At 62.7% G+C, this 22,092-nt stretch carries 20 protein-coding genes; 11 read left to right on the forward strand and 9 right to left on the reverse strand.

Annotation, left to right across the window (positions count from 1 at the left end; all coding sequences use genetic code 11):
• The first annotated feature begins 67 nt into the window (after positions 1-67).
• Positions 68-892 carry a polyphosphate kinase 2 gene (gene ppk2, locus C8K61_RS03220; protein WP_108094720.1) on the forward strand — a complete coding sequence of 275 codons (825 nt, stop codon included), beginning with the start codon at positions 68-70 and terminating at the stop codon, positions 890-892.
• On the opposite strand, the gene C8K61_RS03225 is transcribed toward ppk2, so the two are convergent.
• Positions 889-1,668: an NAD(P)H-dependent oxidoreductase gene (locus tag C8K61_RS03225; protein WP_108094721.1), complete on the reverse strand. Its 780-nt coding sequence runs from the start codon at positions 1,666-1,668 to the stop codon at positions 889-891. The genes ppk2 and C8K61_RS03225 overlap by 4 nt on opposite strands.
• 86 nt (positions 1,669-1,754) lie before the next feature.
• Between C8K61_RS03225 and C8K61_RS03230 the strand changes: the two genes are divergently transcribed.
• Positions 1,755-2,654 (forward strand): LysR family transcriptional regulator, encoded by a 900-nt coding sequence (locus C8K61_RS03230; RefSeq protein ID WP_108094722.1) that lies wholly within the window; start codon positions 1,755-1,757, stop codon positions 2,652-2,654.
• 51 nt (positions 2,655-2,705) lie between these two features.
• Here the strand turns inward: C8K61_RS03230 and C8K61_RS03235 are convergent, their stop codons facing one another.
• The 4 genes from C8K61_RS03235 to C8K61_RS03250 all read right to left on the reverse strand — a co-directional run bounded on the left by C8K61_RS03235 (position 2,706) and on the right by C8K61_RS03250 (position 7,330).
• Positions 2,706-2,903, reverse strand: coding sequence for a hypothetical protein (locus C8K61_RS03235; RefSeq protein ID WP_108094723.1), 198 nt, complete (start codon positions 2,901-2,903; stop codon positions 2,706-2,708).
• 226 nt (positions 2,904-3,129) lie between these two features.
• Entirely contained in the window at positions 3,130-4,512 is a 1,383-nt protein-coding gene (locus C8K61_RS03240; protein WP_108094724.1) for a substrate-binding domain-containing protein, read from the reverse strand.
• A 128-nt stretch (positions 4,513-4,640) separates the two neighbouring features.
• Positions 4,641-5,384 (reverse strand): TorF family putative porin, encoded by a 744-nt coding sequence (locus C8K61_RS03245; protein ID WP_108094725.1) that lies wholly within the window; start codon positions 5,382-5,384, stop codon positions 4,641-4,643.
• Positions 5,385-5,584: 200 nt separating this feature from the next.
• Entirely contained in the window at positions 5,585-7,330 is a 1,746-nt protein-coding gene (locus tag C8K61_RS03250; protein WP_108094726.1) for an amidohydrolase, read from the reverse strand.
• A gap of 105 nt (positions 7,331-7,435) precedes the next feature.
• On the opposite strand from C8K61_RS03250, the gene C8K61_RS03255 reads away from it, so the two are divergent.
• Positions 7,436-8,362, forward strand: coding sequence for a LysR family transcriptional regulator (locus C8K61_RS03255; protein ID WP_108094727.1), 927 nt, complete (start codon positions 7,436-7,438; stop codon positions 8,360-8,362).
• Here the strand turns inward: C8K61_RS03255 and C8K61_RS03260 are convergent.
• The 3 genes from C8K61_RS03260 to C8K61_RS03270 all read right to left on the reverse strand — a co-directional run bounded on the left by C8K61_RS03260 (position 8,359) and on the right by C8K61_RS03270 (position 12,485).
• On the reverse strand, positions 8,359-10,866 hold the full coding sequence (locus C8K61_RS03260; protein WP_108094728.1) for a TonB-dependent receptor: 2,508 nt from the start codon (positions 10,864-10,866) through the stop codon (positions 8,359-8,361). The genes C8K61_RS03255 and C8K61_RS03260 overlap by 4 nt on opposite strands.
• Positions 10,867-10,980: 114 nt before the next feature.
• Positions 10,981-11,937 (reverse strand): FecR domain-containing protein, encoded by a 957-nt coding sequence (locus C8K61_RS03265; RefSeq protein WP_108094729.1) that lies wholly within the window; start codon positions 11,935-11,937, stop codon positions 10,981-10,983.
• Positions 11,934-12,485 (reverse strand): RNA polymerase sigma factor, encoded by a 552-nt coding sequence (locus tag C8K61_RS03270; RefSeq protein WP_108094730.1) that lies wholly within the window; start codon positions 12,483-12,485, stop codon positions 11,934-11,936. Before C8K61_RS03270 ends, C8K61_RS03265 begins: the two co-directional genes overlap by 4 nt.
• A gap of 176 nt (positions 12,486-12,661) precedes the next feature.
• Here C8K61_RS03270 and aceK point away from each other — a divergent pair, with 176 nt between their 5' ends.
• From aceK to C8K61_RS03290, 4 genes are all read left to right on the forward strand, one after another.
• Entirely contained in the window at positions 12,662-14,383 is a 1,722-nt protein-coding gene (gene aceK, locus C8K61_RS03275) for a bifunctional isocitrate dehydrogenase kinase/phosphatase (protein ID WP_108094731.1), read from the forward strand.
• A gap of 6 nt (positions 14,384-14,389) precedes the next feature.
• Positions 14,390-15,397, forward strand: a complete 1,008-nt coding sequence (locus tag C8K61_RS03280; RefSeq protein WP_108094732.1) for an AraC family transcriptional regulator — start codon at positions 14,390-14,392, stop codon at positions 15,395-15,397.
• A 211-nt stretch (positions 15,398-15,608) separates the two neighbouring features.
• Positions 15,609-16,652, forward strand: coding sequence for a histone deacetylase family protein (locus C8K61_RS03285; RefSeq protein WP_108094733.1), 1,044 nt, complete (start codon positions 15,609-15,611; stop codon positions 16,650-16,652).
• Entirely contained in the window at positions 16,645-17,742 is a 1,098-nt protein-coding gene (locus tag C8K61_RS03290; RefSeq protein ID WP_371919959.1) for a polyamine ABC transporter substrate-binding protein, read from the forward strand. Before C8K61_RS03285 ends, C8K61_RS03290 begins: the two co-directional genes overlap by 8 nt.
• Positions 17,743-17,750: 8 nt before the next feature.
• On the opposite strand, the gene C8K61_RS03295 is transcribed toward C8K61_RS03290, so the two are convergent.
• Positions 17,751-18,611: a LysR substrate-binding domain-containing protein gene (locus C8K61_RS03295; RefSeq protein ID WP_108094734.1), complete on the reverse strand. Its 861-nt coding sequence runs from the start codon at positions 18,609-18,611 to the stop codon at positions 17,751-17,753.
• 193 nt (positions 18,612-18,804) lie between these two features.
• On the opposite strand from C8K61_RS03295, the gene C8K61_RS03300 reads away from it, so the two are divergent.
• Genes C8K61_RS03300 through C8K61_RS03315 form a run of 4 tightly spaced genes read left to right on the forward strand, consistent with a single transcriptional unit; the run spans position 18,805 to position 22,035 of the window.
• Positions 18,805-19,665: a DUF1989 domain-containing protein gene (locus C8K61_RS03300; RefSeq protein ID WP_108094735.1), complete on the forward strand. Its 861-nt coding sequence runs from the start codon at positions 18,805-18,807 to the stop codon at positions 19,663-19,665.
• Between the two features lie 8 nt (positions 19,666-19,673).
• Positions 19,674-20,420, forward strand: a complete 747-nt coding sequence (locus C8K61_RS03305) for a 5-oxoprolinase subunit PxpA (RefSeq protein ID WP_108094736.1) — start codon at positions 19,674-19,676, stop codon at positions 20,418-20,420.
• On the forward strand, positions 20,417-21,121 hold the full coding sequence (locus tag C8K61_RS03310) for an allophanate hydrolase subunit 1 (RefSeq protein WP_108094737.1): 705 nt from the start codon (positions 20,417-20,419) through the stop codon (positions 21,119-21,121). Before C8K61_RS03305 ends, C8K61_RS03310 begins: the two co-directional genes overlap by 4 nt.
• The gene (locus tag C8K61_RS03315) at positions 21,118-22,035 is read left to right on the forward strand and encodes a biotin-dependent carboxyltransferase family protein (protein ID WP_108094738.1); all 918 of its coding nucleotides are present in this window, start codon (positions 21,118-21,120) and stop codon (positions 22,033-22,035) included. The genes C8K61_RS03310 and C8K61_RS03315 overlap by 4 nt, the downstream gene beginning before the upstream one ends.
• Positions 22,036-22,092 lie beyond the last annotated feature (57 nt).

Consider the following 22,092-nt stretch of genomic DNA (forward strand, 5'->3'; position numbering starts at 1 on the left):
TCAGCGCTGTGAACCATACTCAGCCACCTTAGCTTCCCGCAGGCGTTGCGGGCATAGGAGGGGCAGGATGGCCAAGTCGAAAAAAGTGCAAAAGAGCAGCCCCAAAGCAGCTGAGGAGCGCCTGGAGCGCAAGGTCTACGACGCTGAGTTGAAAAAGCTGCATGTGGAGCTGGTGAAGCTGCAGCAGTGGGTGCAGCGCGAGGGGTTGAAGGTTTGCGTGGTGTTCGAGGGCCGCGATGGCGCCGGCAAGGGCGGCACCATCAAGGCGCTGACCGAGCGGGTCAGCCCGCGGGTATTCCGGGTGGTGGCGCTACCGGCGCCCACCGAGCGGGAAAAAACCCAGATGTATGCGCAGCGCTACCTCGCGCATATGCCGGCGGCCGGTGAAGTGGTGATTTTCGACCGCAGTTGGTACAACCGCGCCGGCGTCGAGCGGGTGATGGGCTTTTGCACTGAAGAGCAGTCGAGCAACTTTCTCAAGGTGGTGCCGCTGTTCGAGAAGGTCATGGTGCAGTCCGGCATCATCCTGCTCAAGTACTGGCTGGAAGTCAGCGCCGAAGAGCAAACCCGCCGCCTGCAGGCGCGCATCACGGATGGGCGCAAGCTGTGGAAGCTGTCGCCGATGGACATAAAGTCCTACGGTCGCTGGGACGACTACACCCGCGCCCGCGACGAAATGTTCGCCGCCTCCGACTCATCCTGGGCACCGTGGTACATGGCCAATTCCGAAGACAAACGACGGGTGCGCCTGAACATCATCAGCCACCTGCTGCAGCAGATTCCCTACAAAGACGTCACCGATAAAGAAGAAGTGAAACTGCCCAAGCGTGGGCGCCTGGGCAAGTACAAGGCCGCGCCTTATCCATTCCGCATGGTGGCGGAGAAGTTCTAACCCTGGCGGTGTGCCGCAAAGCCGCGCTGGCCGCTGGCGACTTCAGGTTGCAGGGTCAGCGCGGGAATCTGGTAGTCCCCGGCGTTCTGTTGGCGGAAGGCAATCGGCGGGGTGCTCGCCAGGCTATCCAGCCGTTGGCCGAGTTCAGCGCAGGCGCTGGCAAAGCCGGCTTCGTCGACGCGGCTGCTGCGGTACAGCAGAAACGGTGGCAGTACGGCAAAGCCCGGGTAGAACAGCATGCCGTGCTGGATCGGGAACAACAGGTCGTCGATCGGGCCATTGATGCCGCGCTCGCTGTAGTGCGACTCCCAGCCGCCGGTGGTAACCACCAGCATGGCGCGCTTACCGGCCAGGTTGCCTTCGCCATAACGGTCGCCCCAGCGCATATCGGAATGCTCACCCACGCCATAACCAAAGCCATAGGCGTACACCCGCTCGAACCAGCCCTTGAGAATGGCCGGCATCGAGAACCACCAGAGCGGAAACTGAAAAATCACCGTGTCGGCCCAGCGCAGTTTTTCCTGCTCGGCGCTGATGTCGGCGGCCTGGCGGTTGGCGGCGAAGGCGCGTTTGGAATCGAGGCTGGCGTCGAAGCGCGTGCCGGGCTGCCAGTCCAGGTTGTCGTGACCATCGACCGGGGTTTTCCACTGCATGGCGTACAGGTCGGACACCTGCACGCTATGGCCGGCGGCTTCCAGGCGGGCGACGGCGAAGTTCTTCAAGGCGCCATTCAGCGAGGTGGGTTCGGGGTGGGCATAGACGTACAACACATTCATCGGGGCGATCTCCGCAGGGTGTGGCGGCTATCCTCGGCGTCTGCCCGGTATAGTTGAAATGAATGTCTGATATGCCAGGTATAGCCATGAATAATTTACGGCGAATCGACCTCAACCTGCTGTTGACCCTCGATGTGCTGCTGGACGAGCACAACGTCACCCGCGCGGCGCAGCGGCTGAATTTTTCCCAGCCCTCGATCAGCGTGCACCTGGCCAAGCTGCGCGAGATTTTCGACGACCCGCTGTTGCTGCCAGGGCCACGGGGCATGCGCCCGACCGCGCGGGCCGAGGAGCTGCGCGGGCCGTTGCGCGAGGCGCTGGCGGCGTTGGAACAGGTGGTGGCGCCGAGCGCGCCGTTCGACCCCGCTGCCGCCGAGCACACCTGGCACCTGTCGGTGTCCGACTACGGCGAGCTGACCATCGTGCAACCGGTGCTGCCGCAGGTGCTCGCCAGCGCGCCGCGTAGCCAATTAGCCCTGGTGGCCCTGGCCCCGGCGCGCTTGGCCAAGCAGCTGGAGCAGGCCGAAGTCGACATCGCCTTTCACACCGTGCACGACGCCCCGCCAGGCCTGCGCCATCGGGTGCTGTTCAAGGAACGTTATGTGCTCGCCGGCCGCCACGATCACCCGCGCCTGAAGCGGCGGCCGAGCATGGCGCAGTTCTGCAAGCTCGACCATGTGATTGTCTCGCCGGTGGGCGGCGGCTTTTTTGGCGTCACCGACGAGGCCCTGGCCCAGGTCGGCTTGAGCCGCCGGGTGGCGCTGTCGGTGCCGCGCTTTCAGTTCGTCATGTCGGTGCTGAGCAGCACCGACCTGGTCGCCATGCTGCCCGAGCGCCTGGTGGCGGGTAACCCGGCACTGCGTTTATACGAGCCGCCAATGGCGGTGCCCGGCTACGAAATGGCCATGCTCTGGCACGAGCGCTCGCACCGGGAACCGGCGCATCAATGGTTGCGGGAGCAGTTTCTGGGGCTGTTTACGGGATGATTCGTGTTGAATGCTGAGGGCGGCGCGGAAGGGGGGGGTAATACCTGGTGATCACGCCAGCGGTTCATCACCGTTGCCGTCATCGTCTTCTTCGTTCCTGGCGCGCAGCCACGCCAGACGTTGGTGCAGTTGAGCGGCGAAGGTGCGGGCGGCCAGTTCTTCCTGAAAGGTCACACCCCGGTAGCCGATGCGCACCCGCCAGCATTGCTGGCCGCGGAGCTTCACATACTCGACATGCACGTTGTTCATTGCCACTCCCTGTTCGTCGCTCACTGCGCGACAGCGCGAAGAGTAACGGGGCGAGTGCAAGGTCGCAATTGTAGGTATTTGTAGCGGCGGGGTGGGTGGCGCCCGTGGTGAAGTGAGTGTCGCAGGTGAAACAGCGGTTTTATTTTGTGGGAGGGGCTTTAGCCGCGATGCTTTTTTGCTGTTAAAAGCTCGCGGCTGAAGCCCCTCCCACCAGGCCAGTGTCGGATTAGTACACCCACACCTCAACCCGACGGTTCTTGATCCGGCCATTTTCTGCGCTGTTGGCGGCCACTGGCAGTTCGTCGCCGAGGCCGTCGATGTCGCGGAACATCACGCCTTGTTTGGCCAGTTCGCGGCGCACGGTCATGGCCCGCAGTTTCGACAACAGGGCAGCACGCGCCGGGTCGGCTTTGGGGTCGCCGAAGCCGAGCAGCACCACTTGGCGATTGAGCTTGTCATGGTCTTTCAGGTAGTCCATTACGCGCTGCAGGTCGTAGTGGGATTTGTTGTCCAGGGCCGCGCTGCCTTCCTTGAAGCGGAAGTTCACCGACAGGCGCTGGGCGTTGTTCGCCAGCGCTTGGTAGTCCTTGGGCATGTCGCTGGTGGCGGCCACTTTGATGGCTTGCACGGTCTGCGCAATAAAGCCGGTCTTGGCGACGATGGCTTGGCCTTCGGGGCTCTGGGCGAATTTCACCAGGGCGTCGGCCCAGGCGTTTTTGACGTTGGGCGGCAGGTAGAAAAACAGCCGGCGCGACAGTGGGTAGTCTTCGGTGGCGATCAGGCTGGTGGATGGCGGCATGGCCTGCGAGTCGCCATCGGCGATGGCCACGGCTTTGGCCTGGCGGATGTAGGGCAGGCCGATAAAGCCGATGCCGGCCGGGTCTTGCGCGACTTCATCGGACAGCTGTTCGCTCGACTCAAACCGCTTGGCGCCGGCGCCCAGGGTTTTGCCGTGGCTGGCCAGGACCAGTTCCTTGAAGGTGTCGTAGGTACCGGAGTTGTCATCGCGGGCATACAGGTGAATGGCGCCGCCACGGCCACCCAGCGCTTCCCAGGTTTTCGCTTCGCCGGAGAAGATCTGCGCCAGCTGCTCGGTGCTCAGGGCGCTGAGCGGGTTGCTCGGGTGAAGGATGATAGCCAGGCCGTCGATGGCGATGATCTGCTCGGCGCCACGGCCTTTCAGATCACCGAGGGCGTTGAGGTCCTGGTATTCGCTGTCCTTGATCGGGCGCGACGAGGCGGCCAGTTCGGCGCTGCCGTCTTTGAGGGCGACGAAGCCGGTGCCCGAACCGTGCGCTGCGACGATGATCACCACGTTTTTGCCCTGGGCGTTCTGGCCGATCAGGCGTTGTTCGTTGTCGTTGCCGGTGGGCTCCATGCGGATATTTTTCAGGCCCTGTTGCTCGAACAGGCCTTTGACCAGGGCCGGGCCGAGTTTGGCGCCGATGGTGTTGGAGCCTTGAATGCGCAGCGCCGGCGTGTCGCCGCTGGGCGCGGGCAGGGCGGCGAATACCGACCAGGGCAAGGCGTAGCAGATAAAACCCAAAACCAGAAAGGTGACGGTGCGAATCCAGGTATCACGTTCGGTTACAGCCAGGGCGCGCGGCATGCGGCAGGACCTTATTCTAGAGCGGTGGAAAGTGCCCGGAGAATAAGTCGGAAAGATTGCAGCCACGTTACAGAAGGGTGCGCTTCGCTGGCGGCCTTCGTCGTCACTGACGAAGGCCGCCACGGCGTTTAGAACGACTTGCTGACGCTGGCGACCACGGTGGAACCGCAGGTGTCGGTGAAGCCGTAGTTACTCGTGCATTGGTCATCGGACAGGTCGGTGTCGATGTAGCTCAAGCCCCAGGTAACGTCGAACAGGTCATAGCTCACTTTGGCTTCCCATTCGCGGTAGGAGTCGGCGCTGGTGCCATTGGCTGAGTAGTACAGCGGATCTTTGAAATCCATGCGGCCGTAGCGCAATTTCAGGCCGATGTCGGCGGGCAGGGTGGTCTCGTAACCGACGTAGGTATAGAGGGTGTCCTGGTCTTCGCCGATGACGTTGGGCGCGTCGCTGGAGTAGTAGGCCGCGGCCTTGAAACCGTAAGCGCTGAGGATGCTGTAGACCTCGCTCTGGTTGAACTGGCCTTCTTTGGGGTAGGCGTATTTGATGTAGCCCAGGTCCAGGCTGATGTCGTCGTTGGCCTGCCAGAACCAGCCGGCGTAGTAGTCGACTTCCTGGCGGGTTTTCAGGCCAAAGCCGAAGTCGACGTTGGAGGTCCAGGCCCCTGCATACAGGCCACTGCTGTGCAGCAAGGTGGCACCGGCCTGGGCGGCGGGGTCGTTTTGGGTTTGCGAAATGCCACGGGTGCGGTAGTCGCTGGCCAGGGTCAGGTCGACCTCTACGGCGAAGTCGTCATTCAACGGAATGGCGGCCTGGCCGGCGAGCGGAAACAGGGCGAGGCCTGCGAGCAAAACGCGGGTGGAGTGCTTCATGGTGTTATCCCAATGTTGTGGTTTTTATAGGGCAGTGCGAGGAAAGGCTCCGCCGCGGGCCTGGATGCAACAGGCCGTTGGCGAAGCAGGGGTGACGCTTTTTTATTGGATGGGTACGAAGAGCATCGCGGCTGAAGCCCCTCCCACATGGATCGCATCCCTATGTGGGAGGGGGTTCCGGTTAGCTGCGATGTTTTGATTTATTCAGCGTCCGGCGTGTACACCTGTTTGCCGGCGAAGTAGGTGTTCAGCACCTGGGTTTCACCGAGGCTTTTGGCATCGACGGTGAACACATCGCGGTCGACGATGATGAAGTCGGCGGCCTTGCCGGCTTTCAGTGAGCCGATCTGTTTCTCCAGGCCGATGGTTCGCGCGGCGTTGATCGTGTAGGCGTAGAACATGGTGTCGCGGTCGATGCGCTCGTCGGCGTTGAGCACACCTTTCACGCCTTCGCGGCTGATGGCCTGGGCAATCGCCAGCCAGGGGCTGGGGCTGGACACCGGCCAGTCACTGGCACCAGCAATGGTCGCGCCTTGTTTCAGCAGCGAGTGCGCCGGGTACTGGTACTTGAAGGCGAAGGCGCTGACGTAGGGCTTGACCATGTCGATGGTGTATTCATCACCGGCGGCCCACAGCAACTGCATGGCGGCGATCACGTTGAGCGGTTTGAAGCGGGCGAACTCTTTCGGGTTGACCAACTGCAAGTGGGTGATCGAGTGGGTGATGCCGCTGTTGCGGTCTTTGCGCGCCTGCTCGATGCCGTTCAGCGATTCACGCACCGCGCGGTCGCCGATGGCGTGGATATGCACCAGCCAGCCGCGGGCGTCGATGGCGCTGACCAGTTCACCGAAGTGTTGCGGGTCGATCAGCAGTTCGCCGCGTTTATTCGAGTTGTTGTAGGGGTCGATCAGCGCCGCGCTTTGCGCCGGGTATTCGATCACGCCGTCGGCGAAAATCTTGATGCCCGGCAGGGTCAGGTTGGGGATGCCCTGGAACTGGTCGCGGACCTTGGCCAATACGTCGAGATCGCTCGGCCGGCTTTTGCCGTTGGCCACCAGCAGCGCGGCGACGTGGGCGGTGAGTTCGCCTTTCTCGGAGAGGGCTTTGTACACCGGAATGATGCCGACGGATTTCTCGGTCGGGTGCATGGCGAACACGGCTTCACCCGGTGCGGCGTTGGCGGCGGGGTCCATCCAGGCGGTGATGCCCAAGCTGTTGTTGTACTTCACCGCCGCTTCGCCGGCTTTCAACAAGATGGCATCGCTGGGTGGCGGCAGCACCTTGGCGGCGCGGTCCCAGCCGGCGTCGACGAGGAAGCCATTGGGCTCACCGTTTTTCAGTTTGCCGATGGTGTCGGCTTCGGCGGCTGGCAGGTTTTTGATCAGCTTGGCGTCGATGCCGGCACGCTTGAGCATGGCGGCGTTGATCCAACCTGTGTGGTGGTCGCTGCCGATAAAGGCGATCGGGGTGTTGGCCCATTCACCCTGGTTGAAACGTTTGCCGAGGTCTTCGGCTTGCGCCCAGTACGCCGAGTTCATCCCGCCCACGGTGAGCACCTCGCCATACCCGGCGCTGCCATCGGCGCGCCAGCCTTGCAGGCGTTTCTCCAGGTCCGCGAGTGACACCACTTCATCAGCCATGTTCGCCGAGGCCATTTCCAGGCCGCCGAAGATGGCGTGGGAGTGGGCGTCGATCATGCCTGGCAGCAGCGCTTTGCCGCCAAGGTCGATGACCTGGGTGTTGGCATCGGCCAGGGCTTTGATCTCGGCATCGCTGCCGACTTGCAGCACCTTGCCGTTTTCCACCGCCAGGGCCTGGGCCTTGGGTTGGCTGCTTTCAGCGGTGAACACTTTGCCGTTGAACAACACCAGATCGGCGGCGGCCATCGATTCCATCGAGGAAAAAGCCACTGCCAGTGCCAACAGGTTCGGAATGAACCTTTTCATGGAAAACCCCTTGTATTTATTGGTCTGCTGGCGAGACTAGCGGCTGTGCTGGGCGGGCAGAACGCCTAAGCTTCGCAAAACTCTTTTGCCTGATTGGAAAAACCCATGGACAAACTCAGCGCCCTCGGCATGTTTGTAGCCACCGCCGAACACGGCAGTTTCAGCCGCGCGGCCGAGCAATTGGGCAAGACCCCCTCGGCACTGACCAAGGCGGTCAGCCACCTGGAGGCGGAGCTCGGTAGCCGTCTGTTCGAGCGCAGCACGCGGCGCACGGTGCTCACCGAGGCCGGGAGGCTGTACCTGGAAACGGCGCGTCAGGTGCTGCAGCGCCTGCATGAAGTGGGCGAGGAAATCGGCCAGCTGCAACACGGCCTGCACGGCAACCTGCGGATCACCGCGCCGCTGGCCTTTGGCCGGGCGTTTCTTGATGAGGTGTGCGCGGGGTTTCTGGTGCAGTACCCGCAGTTGACCTTGCACATCGATTTGAGCGACGCCTTTGTCGACCTGGTGGAAAGCGGCTACGACCTGGCTCTGCGCGAAGGCCCGAGCGACTTGCCCGGTTTGATTGCCCGGCGTGTCGGCCGCAACCGTATTTTTATCTGCGCCAGCCCGGCGTACCTGGCACGTAATCCCGAGCCGTTGACACCGTTCAACGTCAACGCCCACCAATGGCTGGTGTATCAGCATTCGGCGCTGGACAAGTTTCTCTGGTACGTGGAGCGCGACGGCCAGCGCCTGACGTTGACGCACCCGCTGGTCGCGCGGCTACGCAGCGATAACTACGACCTGTTGCTGGCGGGAGCGGTGGCGGGCGCCGGGTTGTTGCATACGCCGGAATGGAGCGTTGGCCCGTACCTGGCCGATGGCCGTCTGGTGCGGGTGATGAGTGACTACGAGATCGACCCGGATGCCTTTGGCCCGCACATATTGGCGGTGTATCCGAGCCATCGCCGCGCTACTGGCAAGGTGCAGGCCTTTATTGATTTTCTGGCTGCATTCCTCGCCCAGCGCGGGCTGGATGGGGCGCTTTAGAAGAAGCGAGTGACGCTGACTTTGGCGTTGCGGCCCTGGCTGCGTACGCCATCACCGCTGAGCTGGGGGATGTAGTCGCGGTTGAACAGGTTGTCGACGGTCAGGTTCACTTCGGTGCCTTTCAGGCCGCGCTGAGTCGGCTTCCAGCTGGCGAACACACCGAACACCGCGTAGCTGTCGTTCTGCGCTTCGTTGTACGGGTAGTCGCTGGCCCAATCATCGCCGGGCACACGGTCGGTCTTGCGCACGTACTCGGCTTGCACGCCGGCTTGCATATCCAGCGGGAGAATCTTCGCGCCGAGGGTGCCTTCCCATTTTGGCGAGGGGATATCACGCGCCCACACATCCGGGCCCCACGGGTTGAGGTAAGCGCCGTCGTGTTTGCCGGTCATCCACGAATAGGACAGCGAGCCGAACACCCACTTCGAGTCATAGAAACTTTCCACTTCAAAGCCCTTGATCACCGAGCCGTTGATGTTGCGGTAGATCGGGCGGTTGCCGGCCGGGCAGCTGTTGCTGATGGTGCCGCCGGTGTTGGACTGGTTTTCGCAATCGATGCCGAGGTTCTTGAAAATCTCGTCTTTGATCTCGTTGCGGAAGAACGTGGTGCGCACCTGCAGGTTGTCGTCGCGGGCGATGTCGAAGGACATCACCGTACCGGCCCGCAGGGCGGTGATGCGCTCGGGGTCGAGGTCGCGGCTGGTGCGGTTGCGGGTGCTGGCGGCGCTCTGCACTTCGTACTGTTCGTCGATCACCGGTGCGCGCCAGGTTTTGCTGTAGTCGGCGAAGAAACCCAGTTGCGGCAGCGCGGCCCAGAACAGCGACAGGCGTGGCGACCAGCCGCTGTAAGTCTGGCTGCTGTAGTCATGTACGCCGGGGGCGTTGTACAGCGGCGCCATGTTCCTTTTGCCGTCGTTGCGCACTTCATCAAAACGCATGGATGGGGTGATGGTCAGGTCGCCAATGGTCATCGCGTCTTTGATGTAATAGCCCTGGCTGTCGACCTTGCCGCGCGGCATAAAGCCTGGCTGGTAGTAGCCGTAGTTGTACTGGGGCCGGTTGTAGGTGCTGCCGGGCATGTACATCAGGGTGTCGCGCTTGTGTTTGCGCAGTTGGCTGCCGACGGTGACAGCGTGGGCCAGCGGGCCGGTGTCGAACAGGCTGGTGTTGCGCAGTTCGACCACGTCGTCGCGGTAGGAGGTGTCCATCTTCTTGCCGCCGGTGGCCGGCTGGTAGAAGGCACCGTCGCCACGCTCATCGGTCTGGTCGGTTTTCGAGTGCGAGTAGCTCAGCGACATATCCACCAGCGGGTTGTCCAGTGGCTGGTACTCGTACTTGGCCGACCAGGTGGTGTCGACCGTGGTGCGGTCAGCGAGCAAGCGGCGCAGAGCGCCTTCGTAACCGTACTGGCGAATGCTGCTGGCAGTTGGCGGCGTCGGGTAGCTGTTGGAGGAAAACGGCGTCATCCGCTCGCTGTTGGAACGGGTATAGGACAGCCCCAGGCTGTGCTCGTCATTGGGGTGGAAGTTCAGCTTGAACAGCTCGGCATCCAGGTCCTGCGCGGTATTGGGCAGGCGCTTGGGGTTGATCGGGTAGCTGTTGTTCGGGTCCGGGCGCTGCTCGGCGAGCTTGAGGTCACCGCCGTCGCGCTTGGTGTAGTAGTGCAAGACGTCGAGCATGCCGTTGTCGGTGCGGGCATAACCAGCGCCGGTGTAGATCTGCTGATGGTCATTGCTGCTGTAGCCGTATTTGAGCATGGCGCCGGAGTTACGGCCCGGTTCCAGCAGGTCGGGGGCGTCTTTGGTGGTCATGTTCACCGTACCGCCAAAACCACCGTTACCGGTGAACGGCGAGTGCGGGCCTTTTTCTACTTCGATGCTTTTGATCAGCTCGGGCTCGATGAAGATGGTGCCTTGCTGGTAGCGCTCGAAGCCGGATTTCGGCGCGCCGTTTAGGGTCAGTGGCACGTCTTCGGCATCGCCCATACCCCAGATATTGATGGTCTGGCCGCCAGGTTTGGGCGAGCCGCCAGCGGTGACGCCGGGCAGGGTCGAGAGCAGCTGCGCAATGTTGTTGGGCTGCCGACGGTCGATGTCTTTCTGGGTCAGAGTCGAGCGGCCAACGCTGCTGGAATCCACCTGCGCACCATCACCAACGATGCTCAGCGCGCTGAGGTGAATGCCTTCTTCGTTGCTGGACACTTCGCTGGCGCGCACCACAAAGGTGTTGTCGACTTTCACCAGGGTGAAGGCGCTGCCACGCAGCAGTTGGCGGATCGCGTCTTCCGCGTTGAACTGGCCGCTGAGGGCCGGCGCTTGCACATTGCGCAGCAGGGTTTCGTCGAACAGCAGCTGCACCTGGGTTTGCTGCGCCACCTGGCTGAGCGAAGTGGCCAGCGGCTGGGCCGGCAGGTTCAGGCTGAAACTCTGCGCCTGGGCCTGCAGGCTGAATGCCAGGCACAGGGCGACAAATGATGGCTGGGTGTAACGGCTGACGCGAAACATGGATTCCCCCACTGTGGCCAAAAGGGCCATAAAAAGGTCTGCACGGACGATGCAGACAGGAGGAAGACGCGGCACGAAACAAAACCCTCATATGCGAATAGCAAATATTCGCATCTATTTTTTGCGTGGCTGAATCTTGGCGCGTCCATCGCCCAGAATCACGGTTTTCACGGGTAGCAGAGCGGGCAGGGCGCGCAGCAGGGCGTCCGGGTCGTTGACGTCGAGGCTGCCGGAGACCTTGTAATTGGCCAGCGCCGGATCGGTGAGCTGCACCGGCTGGTTGCGGTACAGCGCCAGTTCATCCACCAGGCTGGCCAGGTCACGGTTGCGGAAGTTCAGGTGGCCGCTGCGCCAATCGGCAATCTGGCTGGCCTCAAGGGTGCTTTGCTGTAACTGCCCGCTGCGGTAGTCGTAGCTCGCGCGTTGTTGGGCGGTGAGCAGGGTCGGTTGGCTGTCGGGGGTGGGGATCAGCGCCACTTGCCCGTGGGCGACGGTGACCACCAGCTGGCGTTGACCGCGGCGCACATCGAAACCGGTGCCCACGACGCGCACCTGGGCCTCGCCGGAATGCACCCACAGCGGCCGTTCTTTGTCCGGCGCCACCTCGATATACAGCTGGCCCTGGAGCAAATGGATGTCGCGGCGGTGTGCGCTGAAGTCGATGCTCAGGCGGGTGTTGGCATTCACAAACAGGGTGCTGCCATCGGGCAAGCGCATTTGCCGCGAGCCCTGGCTTTGCGCGGCGACCTGGTGTTTGTACAGATTCAGTGGCGCGCCGAGGTTCATCGTCAACAGGGCGCAGAGCACGGCAGCGGCAACGGCAATGGCCGGACGCCAGACACGGCGACGGCGCAGGCTTACTACGTTGTTAGCGGGTTGACGTGCCGGGCGCAGCGCCCCGAGTTCACCCCACAACGCTTCGAATTCAGCGTAGGCCCGGGCATGCACGGGCTCGGCCAGCCAGGCGGCGAAAGCTTGCGGGTCGGCGTTGTTGCCACGGTTACGGCTGAACCACGCGGCGGCCTGGGCATCGACGCTGTCGTCGAATGGCGTTTCTACGGGCGCGTTCATTGCCCTGGCTCCTTGCCGTGATCCTGCTCCAGCCGGCGCTTGCAGTGCAGCAGGGCGAAGGCGATGTGTTTTTCCACCATGCTCACGGAAATTCCCATGCGGTCGGCGATCTGCGCCTGACTCAGGCCGTCAAAGCGGTGCAGCATAAGGGCTTCGCGGCGGCGCGGCGAGAGTTCGTCGAGCACATCGCTCAAGCGCTCCAGGTGTTGTTGCTGCTGCGCGCGGGCCAGCGGCTCGTTGCTCTGGGTGATGGTCACATGCGCCTCGACTTCGCCGGGTTCGCCCAGCTGCTCAGCAAATACGCCTTGCCGCACCTTCTGCCGGCGCCAGTGGTCACGCAGCAGGTTGCGCGCCATCTGGAACAGAAAGGCCCTCGGCTGCTCGACGCTGGCCTGGTCGCGGTAACCCAGCCATTGGGTGAACACGTCCTGGGTCATGTCCGCCGCATCGCTGGCGTTATCCGTGCGCTTGCGCAGGTAATGCAGGATGTCCGCATAGAAGCCACGATAGGTCTGGGCTTCATTGGGATCGGGTTTGGGGCCGGACATGACGTTCCTTTTCACACACTACGGAGCAGGGCGGCGGCGATCTTATCGAGAATGGTTAGCATTTGTCGCCTAGGAAATGCATTTACCGGAAATTCTCTGCACCGCTTTCTCTTGTCGTCTCATCTGGCTAAGCTCGGCGTTCTTCGCCGCACACTTCCAACTGCCGAGAGTTTCCTATGCCCCAGCAATGGCCCGCCGCCGATATCGCCCGGTTGATCCTCGACGGCTTCGACGACTATCGCGAGCATTTCAAACAGATCACCGATGGCGCCCGTGCCCGCTTCGAGCAGGCGCTCTGGCAGGAAACCCAGCAGGCCTCGGCCGCGCGCATCAACCTGTATGAAGAGAAAGTCAGCGAAGTGGGCGAGCGCCTGCACGAGAAGCTCAAAGACGAAGTGCTGCTCGACGTGCACCTGTGGCCGCTAGTGAAAAGCGCCTACATCAACCTGATCGACAGCCGCTTCGACGATGAACTGGCAGAAACCTGGTTCAACTCGATCTTCTGCGGCCTGTTCAGCCACGACCTGATCAGCGATGGCTGCATGTTTATCCACACCACCCGGCCATCGTTGCGCAGCCACGAGCGTGGCGCGCAAACCCGCACCTACATGCCGCAGGTAAACCTGACCGGCATGCTTGAGCAGATCTTTACTGACTACCAATTCAGCGTGCCCTACGAAAACCTCAACCGCGACCTGGCGCGGTTGGAAGGCCAGTTGCGCGCCAACCTGCCGGACTGGGTGTGCAAAGACCCGGAGCTGTGCATCGAGCTGTTTTCTTCGGTGCTGTACCGCAACAAAGGCGCCTACCTGGTGGGCCGCATCTACACCCGCGACGAACAATGGCCGCTGGTGATTCCGCTGCTGCACCGCGAAGAGCGCGGCATTCAGGTGGATGCGCTGATAACCGATGAAGCCGAAGTATCGATCATCTTCTCCTTCACCCGTTCGTACTTCATGGTCGATGTGGCGATTCCGGCGGAGTTCGTCGGCTTCCTCAAGCGCATTCTGCCGGGCAAGCACATTGCCGAGCTGTACACCTCGATCGGCTTCTACAAGCACGGCAAGTCCGAGTTCTACCGCTCGCTGATCAACCACCTGGCCAACACCGATGACCGCTTTATCATGGCCCCCGGTGTGCGCGGCATGGTCATGAGCGTGTTCACCCTGCCGGGCTTCAACACTGTGTTCAAGATCATCAAGGACAAGTTCTCGCCGTCGAAAAACGTCGACCGTGCGACGGTGATCGAGAAGTACCGGATGGTGAAAAGTGTCGACCGGGTAGGGCGCATGGCCGATACCCAGGAGTTCGCCGACTTCCGTTTCCCCAAAGCCAAGTTCGACCCCGAGTGCCTGGCCGAACTGCTGTTGGTGGCGCCGTCCACCGTCGAGCTGGAAGGCGACACCGTGCTGGTGCGCCACTGCTGGACCGAGCGGCGGATGACGCCGTTGAACATCTACCTCGAACACGCCAACGAAGCCCAGGTGCTGGAAGCGCTGGAAGACTACGGCCTGGCCATCAAGCAACTGGCGGCGGCGAACATTTTTCCGGGCGACATGCTGCTGAAAAACTTCGGCGTCACCCGTCACGGCCGTGTGGTGTTTTACGACTACGACGAAATCTGCGCGCTGACCGAAGCCAACTTCCGGGTGATTCCGCCGGCGCGTTATGAAGAGGACGAGATGTCCTCGGAACCCTGGTATTCGATTGGTCCGCTGGACGTGTTCCCCGAGGAATTCCCGCCGTTCCTGTTTGCCGACATGGGCCAGCGCAAGCTGTTCAGCGAGCTGCATGGCGACCTCTATCAGGCCGACTACTGGAAAAGCCTGCAAGACGCGATTCGCGCCGGCAAGGTGATCGATGTGTTCCCGTACCGGCGCAAAGAGCAGCTGAACTGACTGTCCATGGCTGAGGCGCTGTTCTCCCGCTCGTCGTGGCTCAACTCGCTGCATATGTCGACGCTCACCGTGGCGCTGCTGCAGGCCCAAGGGCATACGCCGGAGGCGGTGCTGGAGGGCAGCGGTATTTCTACCGATGACTTGCGCGGGATGAAACGCCTGATTGCTCCCGGCCAGGAGCAGCACGTGTTCGCCAATGCCCTGCGCCTGAGCGCGCAGCCGGCATTGGGTATGGTCCTGGGGCTGCGCACACGGATTTCCGCTTATGGCCTGCTCGGTTATGCGTTGCTGTCGGCGCCGACCTTTGGCGAAGCGCTGCGCATTGGCCTCAGTTATCCAGTGCTGCTCGGCACCTACTTTAATCTCGGCCTCACTGTCGAAGGCCAGACCGCCTGGCTGACCGCCACTGGTTATGGCGAAGATGAAGCCCTGCGGCCGTTTAACGTTGAGTTATGCCTGGCCTCGTTGAAAGTGGTGTGCGGCGACTTGCTTGGCCAACCGCTGCCGCTGTTAGCGGCGCAATTCGACTACGGCGAAACTGCAGGCTACGCCGACGGTTTTGCGTGCACGTTGCAGTTCGAACAGCCGCGCAATGCCATCGGCTTCGCCGCCGCCTGGCTGGAGCAGCCGCTGCCACTGGCTGACCCTGTCACCCACCAGGAAATGCTCGACCAATGCCGCCGGCAGAACGCCGAGCTGGCGGCCAACCGCGCGTGGTTGGAGCGGGTGCGGGCGCTGCTCGCCGAGCGCTTGCAAAGCCCCCCGGGCCTGGACGAACTGGCCCGGCAAATGAACTGCTCGGCGCGCAGCCTGCGCCGCTACCTGCAACAGCAGCACACCAGCTACCAGCAGTTGCTCGACGAGCTGCGCTTCACCCGCGCCAAGGAACTGCTGCAACAAGGCGAGCTGCCCATCTACCGCATCGCCGAACTGCTCGGCTTCAGCGAAACCGCCGGCCTGCGCCACGCCTTCCAACGCTGGAGTGGGCAGCCGCCGAGTTATTTCCGGGTTTGATCCAGCCTCGCCTTTTCCAGGAGTCGCGGCTGAAGCCCCTCCCACAAGGACCTCGATCCCTGTGGGAGGGGCTTCAGCCGCGATGCCTTTGATCTTGATATGGCCATGTGGATTGGCCATATCGATCCCCTTTTGGCCTGCGCCAGCGTTCACCTGTTGCGCCACCTGTGTCCACAATGCGGGCACAAGAACACTGATGAGGTAGCCCGTTATGTTGACCGTCTACAGCGACGATCACCGTCTCCACCATGGCCAGGCCGAGCTGGTAGATGGCCAGTTGCAGCCCTGTTTCGAAATGCCCAGCCGCGCCGACACGGTGCTGGCACGGGTCAGGCAGCAGAACCTCGGTGAAGTGATTGAGCCGAACGATTTCGGCCTGGCACCCATCGCCCGCGTCCACGACGGCGCCTACCTGACTTTTCTGCAAAACGCCTGGGCGCGCTGGGCCGCCGAAGGTCACAGCTGCGACCTGTTGCCCTCCTGTTTTCCCGGCCGCCGCCTGCGCCGCGATGGGCCGATTCCCCGCGCCCTGATCGGCGAATTGGGGCATTACTGCTTCGATACCGAAGCGCCGATCACCGCCGGCACCTGGCAGGCGATCTACAGCTCGGCGCAAGTGGCGCTGACCGCCCAGGACCATATGCGCAAAGGCGCTCGCAGCGCCTTTGCCCTGTGCCGTCCGCCAGGCCACCATGCCGGCAGCGACTTTATGGGCGGCTACTGCTTCCTCAACAACGTCGCCATCGCCACCCAGGCCTTTATCGACCAGGGCGCCAAACGCGTGGCGATCCTCGACGTCGATTACCACCACGGCAACGGCACCCAGGAAATCTTTTACCCGCGCGGCGATGTGCTGTTCGCCTCCATCCATGGCGACCCGCTGGACGAGTATCCGTACTTCCTCGGCAACGCTGATGAAACCGGCGAAGGCGCAGGCGAGGGTTGCAACCACAACTACCCGCTGGCCCTCGGCAGCGGCTGGCCGCAGTGGAGCGCGGCGCTGGACGACGCCTGCGAGAAGATCGCCGCCTACGCCCCGGATGTGCTGGTAATTTCCCTCGGCGTCGACACCTACAAAGAAGACCCGATTTCGCAGTTCAAACTCGACTCGCCGGACTACCTGGCCATGGGCGCACGCATCGCCGCCTTAGGGCTGCCGACGCTGTTCGTGATGGAAGGTGGGTATGCGGTGGAAGCCATTGGCGTCAATGCGGTGAACGTCTTGCAAGGCTATGAAAGGGCTACCCATGTTTAAGCAGAAAACCCTCGCCCTGCTGGTCGCCGCCACGCTGTTGGCCAGCGCCACGGCCATGGCCGCGGAGCCGGTGGTCCGCATCTACAACTGGTTCGATTACATCGGCCCCGACACCTTGAAGAGCTTCAAAGCGGAAACCGGCATCGAGCCCAAATACGACGTTTACGACAGCAACGAAGTGCTCGAAGCCAAGCTGCTCTCCGGCCATTCCGGCTATGACCTGGTGGTGCCCAGCGACAGCTTTCTGCCCAATTACATGAAGGCCCAGGTGTTCCAGAAACTAGACAAGAGCAAGCTGCCCAACTGGAAGAACCTCAACCCCGAACTACTCAAAGTGCTGGCCGCCAAGGACCCCGGCAACCAGTACGTGGTGCCGTACATGTGGGGCACCAACGGCATCGCGTTCAATGTCGACAAGGTCAAAGCCATTCTCGGTGACGACGCGCCGCTGGACTCCTGGGACCTGGTGTTCGACCCGGAGATCCTCGCCAAGCTCAAGCAGTGCGGCGTGGCCTATCTGGATGCGCCCACCGAAGTGATTCCCGAGGTGCTGCACTATCTCGGCCTGTCGCCCAACAGCCACAACCCGGCCGACTACAAAAAGGCCGAAGAGCACCTGAACAAACTGCGGCCGTCGATCACCTATTTCAGTTCATCGAAGTTCGTCACCGACCTCGCCAATGGTGATATCTGCGTGGCGGTTGCCTGGTCCGGCGGTGCCATGCAGGCCGCAGCGCGGGCCAACGAAGCGAACAACGGCATCAAGATCGAATACCGCATTCCGAAAGAGGGCACCGCCGCCTGGTTTGACGTGCTGGCCATTCCCCGCGACGCGCAGAACATCGAACAGGCGCATGCCTTTATCAACTATCTGTTACGCCCGGAAGTGGTGGCGCCGATCTCCGATTACGTCGCCTACGCCAACCCCAATCAGGCTGCTGATGGTCTGATCAGCCCGGCGCTACGCAACAACCCCAACGTCTATCCACCGGCTGAGGTGCAAGCCAAGTTGTACAGCGTGGAAATGCTGCCGCCGGCCCTGGAGCGGTTGCGTACGCGCACGTGGACCAAGGTGAAAACCGGCCAGTAAAGGTGGCCTCAGCGCTGTACCAGCCAATCGCGAAATGCTGTTACCAGCTCGCTGCCCCCGGGGCGGTGCAGCAGCAGGTAACGGCGCTCGTGGCTGGCGCTGAGCGGCGACAGCTCCACCAGGTAACGGTTAGCCAACTCCTGCTGGATCAACGCCGTCGGGCATAGCGCCACACCATGGCCGGCGATGGCAGCGGTGCTCATCAGGTTGAAGTCCTCATACACCACGCCGCTGTTCAACGCCGGCGCGGGCAGTCCGGCGGTGGCAAACCAGATCTGCCAACCCTGCGGGCTTTGGTCGTGCAACAGCGGCAACTGCCACCACTGTGCAGGGTCTCCCAGCTGTGCCAATAGGCTGGGGTTGCACACCGGGCGCGTCTCGCCGCTGAGCAGCGGTTGGCTTGCGTAGGGCCCGCGATACGGGCCATCCCAGTGACGAATCAGCACATCGATACCCTCGTCGATGTGCTCGGCCGTTTGCGAGGCATAGACAATCTGCAGCTGCACATCGGGGTGGCGCGTGGCAAAGCTCGGCAGCAGCGGAATCAACCAGCGCGACGCCACCGAGGGCGTGCACGCGACCACTAACGTCGGCCGCGGCTGTTGCTGTTCGAGGCGCGCGCAGGCCTGGGCGATGTCATCGAAGGCGCCACCAAGGGCTTGCGCCAACTGCGCGCCAGCCTCGGTTGCCGTTACCCCACGGCCTTGTTTGACCATCAACACCTGCTGGAAATAACCCTCCAACTGCTTGAGCTGATGGCTGACGGCGGGGTGGGTGACATTCAATTCGGCGGCCGCTTTGCCTACGCTGTGCAGGCGGGCCGCGGCTTCGAAGGCGCGCAGGGCGGAAAGCGAGGGGAGTTTGCGCATGGGCTGAACCGTTAAAGGAGTAGTCAGTAAAACTAACGGATTTCGGCAATAAAGGTCACTTGTTGCGTAGCTGATCGGCCTCTAGATTTCGCTCAAGGGCATCGCGGCTGAAGCCGCTCCTACGGGACCTACGATGACGGTAGGAGCGGCTTCAGCCGCGATGCTGTTGACTCGTCAATAAAAGGAACCAACCATGCCCAAGGCCTACAAAAACTACCCAGCCGCGTACCAGGTCAGCAAAGGCTCGGCCTTGCAGGTGGATGAGGCCTTTTATCAGCGCATCCGCGAACAGCAGAGCGCGCGCACCCTAGTGGACAGTTTCGAGATCCCGATCCGCACCGGACGCGCCTGGAAAGTACCGGCTGGCCATGTCTTCCGCATCACCACCCCGGTCGGCCCGCAGGTTGGCGACCTGAATATCTGGAATGCCAACGACCCACGCGAACGCCTATGGGCAGCACGTACCCGCCAGTTGCAGGGCGCCCATGTCAGCACCTACGACCGCCTGTGGTCGAACCTGCCGTTTCTGCGTCCGCTGGTGACCATCACCGACGATAGCCTGGCCGCCTACGGCATCGACGAACACGGCGGGCGTCTGCACGACCTGCTCGGCACCCGCTGCGACCCCTACGTCAACAAGATGCTCACCGGCGAGGACTTTCATCACCATTGCCATTCCAACCTGACCCGCGCGGTATTGCCCCACGGCCTCACCGAATTCGACGTGCACGATGTGCTCAACGTGTTTCAGTGCACCGGCCTGAATGACGACGACCTGTACTTTATGAAAGCCTGCCCGGCCAAGCAGGGCGACTACCTGGAATTTTTCGCCGAAATCGATTTGCTCTGCGCGCTCTCGACCTGCCCGGGGGGTGATCTGTCGCTGCCGATGTGGGGGCCTGAAGCGCAAGATCCGTTGAGCGTTTGCCGCCCATTGGGCGTCGAAATCTATACACTCGACGCCGCCTTGCTGGACGGCTGGAAACAACCCGAACGGGCCGCCTATAACGGCCAGCATGGCTTGCAGATTGTGGCTCCGGCTTGGGAGCGATAGGAGTACGTATGCCCCTGTTGAATTGCGATATCGGCGAGAGTTTTGGCGCCTGGTCGATGGGCCTGGACGCTGAGGTCATGCCCTATATCGACTGCGCCAACATCGCCTGCGGCTTTCATGCCGGCGACCCCGGCACCATGCGCAAAACCGTGGCACTGGCCCTCGAACACCAGGTGCGTATTGGCGCCCATCCGGCCTATCCCGACCTGGTGGGTTTTGGCCGCCGCTCAATGGCCTGCTCGCCGCAGGAAGTGATTGACCTGGTGCACTATCAGGTCGGCGCGTTGGCCGGCATCTGCCGCGCCCAGGGCGGCCAGGTGGAGTACGTCAAACCCCATGGCGCGCTGTACAACGACATGATGAGCGACGCCAAGCTGCTGCGGGCGGTGTTTCAGGCCGTGGCCAGTTACGGCGGTGATGTGCGCCTGATGCTGATGGCCCGCGCCGACAATAGCCTGGCCCTGGGGCTGGCCGATGAGTACGGCGTGCCGCTGTGGTTCGAAGCCTTCAGCGACCGTGCCTACGATGGCGCCGGCAACCTGGTGTCGCGCAGCTTGCCCGGTGCGGTGCACCACGAGCCCGAGCGCATCGTCGCCCAGGCCCTCGACCTGGCACAGGGCAAACCCTTGCTGGCCAGCGATGGCAGCACGTTGCAGTTGCAGGTCGATACTCTCTGCGTGCACGGCGACAATGCCGCGTCGGTGGCGGCGGTGCGACGTATTCGCCAGGCACTTGATGGGCTGCAACCGGCATGAAGGTGCGGATCGAGGTGGTCGCCATCGACTGCCTGATGCTGCGCCTGTTCGATGAAATCGACCAAGCCCATATGCCCTGGTTGCTCGCCGCCGCGCAGCGGTTGCGCGCGGTGTTTGCCGAGGCACTGGTCGATCTGGTGCCGTCTTACACCACCTTGATGCTGCACTACGACCTGCAGCGCGTTGACTCGGCGCGGGCGCGTGAACTGATAACCGACGCGCTGCACGACCTGCAGCCAGCGGGCGAGGGCAGTGGTCGTCTGCAACAGATTCCAGTCTGGTACGACCCGCAGGTGGGGCCGGAGTTGGCGCTGTTGGCCAGGCGCAGCGGGTTGTCGGTGGGCGAGGTAATCGCCCGGCACAGCGGCCATGAGTACGCGGTGTTTGCCCTTGGCTTTGCTCCTGGTTTTGCCTACATGGGCCTGGTGGTGCCGGAGCTCGCTGCACCGCGTCTGGCCACTCCTCGGCAACGGGTGACCCAGGGCAGCGTGGCCCTGGCCGAACGGCAAACCGCGACTTACCCGCAAACCTCCCCGGGCGGTTGGAACGTGTTGGGCCGCACCCCGACTGCTTTGTTCGATCGCCAACTGGACGGCTACAGCCTGCTGCAACCCGGTGACCGGGTGCGCTTTGTGCCGATCGAACGCCACGAGTTTCTGCGCCTGGGGGGCGATGACACGCCACTGGAGGCGTTGCCATGAGCGGTGTACGGATAGAGCAGAGCACGCCGCTGGTTCAACTGCAGGACGGCGGGCGTTTTGGCGTGCGCCACCTGGGCGTGACCCAGGGCGGGGCGGCGGACTGGCTGTCGATGTCCTGGGCCAACTGGCTACTGGGCAATGCGCTGGACGCGGCGGTGATCGAAATTACCCTTGGCGGCCTGGAGCTAGTGGTGCAGCAGGACGCGGTGCTGGCCTTGGCTGGCGCCGACCTAGCCGCCAGTCTCGACGGGCAACCGTTGGTGCCCTGGCAGAGTTTCGCCGTGTGTGCCAGCCAACGACTGCGTTTCAATCATCCACAGAGTGGAGTGCGGGCCTACCTGGCGGCGCCGGGCGGTTTTGTCTGCGCGCCGACGTTGGGCAGTGCCAGCACCGTGAGCCGTGAAGGGCTGGGCGGTTTGTTGGGCGATGGTCAGGCGCTGCACCGTGGCGATTCGTTGCAATGGGCAGGTGTCGGTGGGCCGGTACAGCAGCTGGCGGCCGAGCAGATTCCGGACCTCAGCCTGAAACAGCCGCTGGACTTGGTACTCGGCGCGCAGATCGGCGACTTCAGCGGCCAGGCGCTGTTCGACCTGTTCAACCGCCCCTGGCACCTCGACAGCCGCGCCGACCGCATGGGTATTCGCCTGCTCGGGCCGGTGTTGCAGTACCAGGGTGCGGCGCTGATTTCCGAAGGCATTCCCCTCGGCGCCATTCAGGTACCGCCGGATGGCCAGCCGATTGTGCTGCTCAATGATCGGCAGACCATTGGTGGCTATCCGCGGGTGGGCGCGTTGACGCCGGAGTCGCTGGCGCGCTTGGCGCAGGCGCAGCCGGGCGATAGCTTGCGGTTCAGGCCGGTGTTGCAGGGCGATGCGCAGGTCAGGCATTTGCACCTTTTGAATGCGTTCGCCTAGTTAGCAGGCCAAGCGCAATCCAGTCCCCTCGCCCCAGCGGGGAGAGGGGTGAACAGC

It is taken from the genome of Pseudomonas sp. GV071 (assembly GCF_003050835.1).
In the GTDB taxonomy this organism is placed as follows: Bacteria; Pseudomonadota; Gammaproteobacteria; order Pseudomonadales; family Pseudomonadaceae; genus Aquipseudomonas.

Bases quoted from the DNA above. Each gene is read 5' to 3' on its own strand.
- C8K61_RS03305 (WP_108094736.1), top strand. From the start codon at position 19,674: ATGCCCCTGTTGAATTGCGATATCGGCGAGAGTTTTGGCGCCTGGTCG.
- C8K61_RS03315 (WP_108094738.1), top strand. From the start codon at position 21,118: ATGAGCGGTGTACGGATAGAGCAGAGCACGCCGCTGGTTCAACTGCAG.
- C8K61_RS03250 (WP_108094726.1), bottom strand. From the start codon at position 7,330: ATGAAAAGGTTCATTCCGAACCTGTTGGCACTGGCAGTGGCTTTTTCC.
- C8K61_RS03245 (WP_108094725.1), bottom strand. From the start codon at position 5,384: ATGAAGCACTCCACCCGCGTTTTGCTCGCAGGCCTCGCCCTGTTTCCG.
- C8K61_RS03235 (WP_108094723.1), bottom strand. From the start codon at position 2,903: ATGAACAACGTGCATGTCGAGTATGTGAAGCTCCGCGGCCAGCAATGC.
- ppk2 (WP_108094720.1), top strand. From the start codon at position 68: ATGGCCAAGTCGAAAAAAGTGCAAAAGAGCAGCCCCAAAGCAGCTGAG.
- C8K61_RS03290 (WP_371919959.1), top strand. From the start codon at position 16,645: ATGTTTAAGCAGAAAACCCTCGCCCTGCTGGTCGCCGCCACGCTGTTG.
- C8K61_RS03270 (WP_108094730.1), bottom strand. From the start codon at position 12,485: ATGTCCGGCCCCAAACCCGATCCCAATGAAGCCCAGACCTATCGTGGC.
- C8K61_RS03280 (WP_108094732.1), top strand. From the start codon at position 14,390: ATGGCTGAGGCGCTGTTCTCCCGCTCGTCGTGGCTCAACTCGCTGCAT.
- C8K61_RS03255 (WP_108094727.1), top strand. From the start codon at position 7,436: ATGGACAAACTCAGCGCCCTCGGCATGTTTGTAGCCACCGCCGAACAC.
- C8K61_RS03300 (WP_108094735.1), top strand. From the start codon at position 18,805: ATGCCCAAGGCCTACAAAAACTACCCAGCCGCGTACCAGGTCAGCAAA.
- C8K61_RS03285 (WP_108094733.1), top strand. From the start codon at position 15,609: ATGTTGACCGTCTACAGCGACGATCACCGTCTCCACCATGGCCAGGCC.
- C8K61_RS03230 (WP_108094722.1), top strand. From the start codon at position 1,755: ATGAATAATTTACGGCGAATCGACCTCAACCTGCTGTTGACCCTCGAT.
- C8K61_RS03310 (WP_108094737.1), top strand. From the start codon at position 20,417: ATGAAGGTGCGGATCGAGGTGGTCGCCATCGACTGCCTGATGCTGCGC.
- C8K61_RS03260 (WP_108094728.1), bottom strand. From the start codon at position 10,866: ATGTTTCGCGTCAGCCGTTACACCCAGCCATCATTTGTCGCCCTGTGC.
- aceK (WP_108094731.1), top strand. From the start codon at position 12,662: ATGCCCCAGCAATGGCCCGCCGCCGATATCGCCCGGTTGATCCTCGAC.
- C8K61_RS03295 (WP_108094734.1), bottom strand. From the start codon at position 18,611: ATGCGCAAACTCCCCTCGCTTTCCGCCCTGCGCGCCTTCGAAGCCGCG.
- C8K61_RS03265 (WP_108094729.1), bottom strand. From the start codon at position 11,937: ATGAACGCGCCCGTAGAAACGCCATTCGACGACAGCGTCGATGCCCAG.
- C8K61_RS03225 (WP_108094721.1), bottom strand. From the start codon at position 1,668: ATGAATGTGTTGTACGTCTATGCCCACCCCGAACCCACCTCGCTGAAT.
- C8K61_RS03240 (WP_108094724.1), bottom strand. From the start codon at position 4,512: ATGCCGCGCGCCCTGGCTGTAACCGAACGTGATACCTGGATTCGCACC.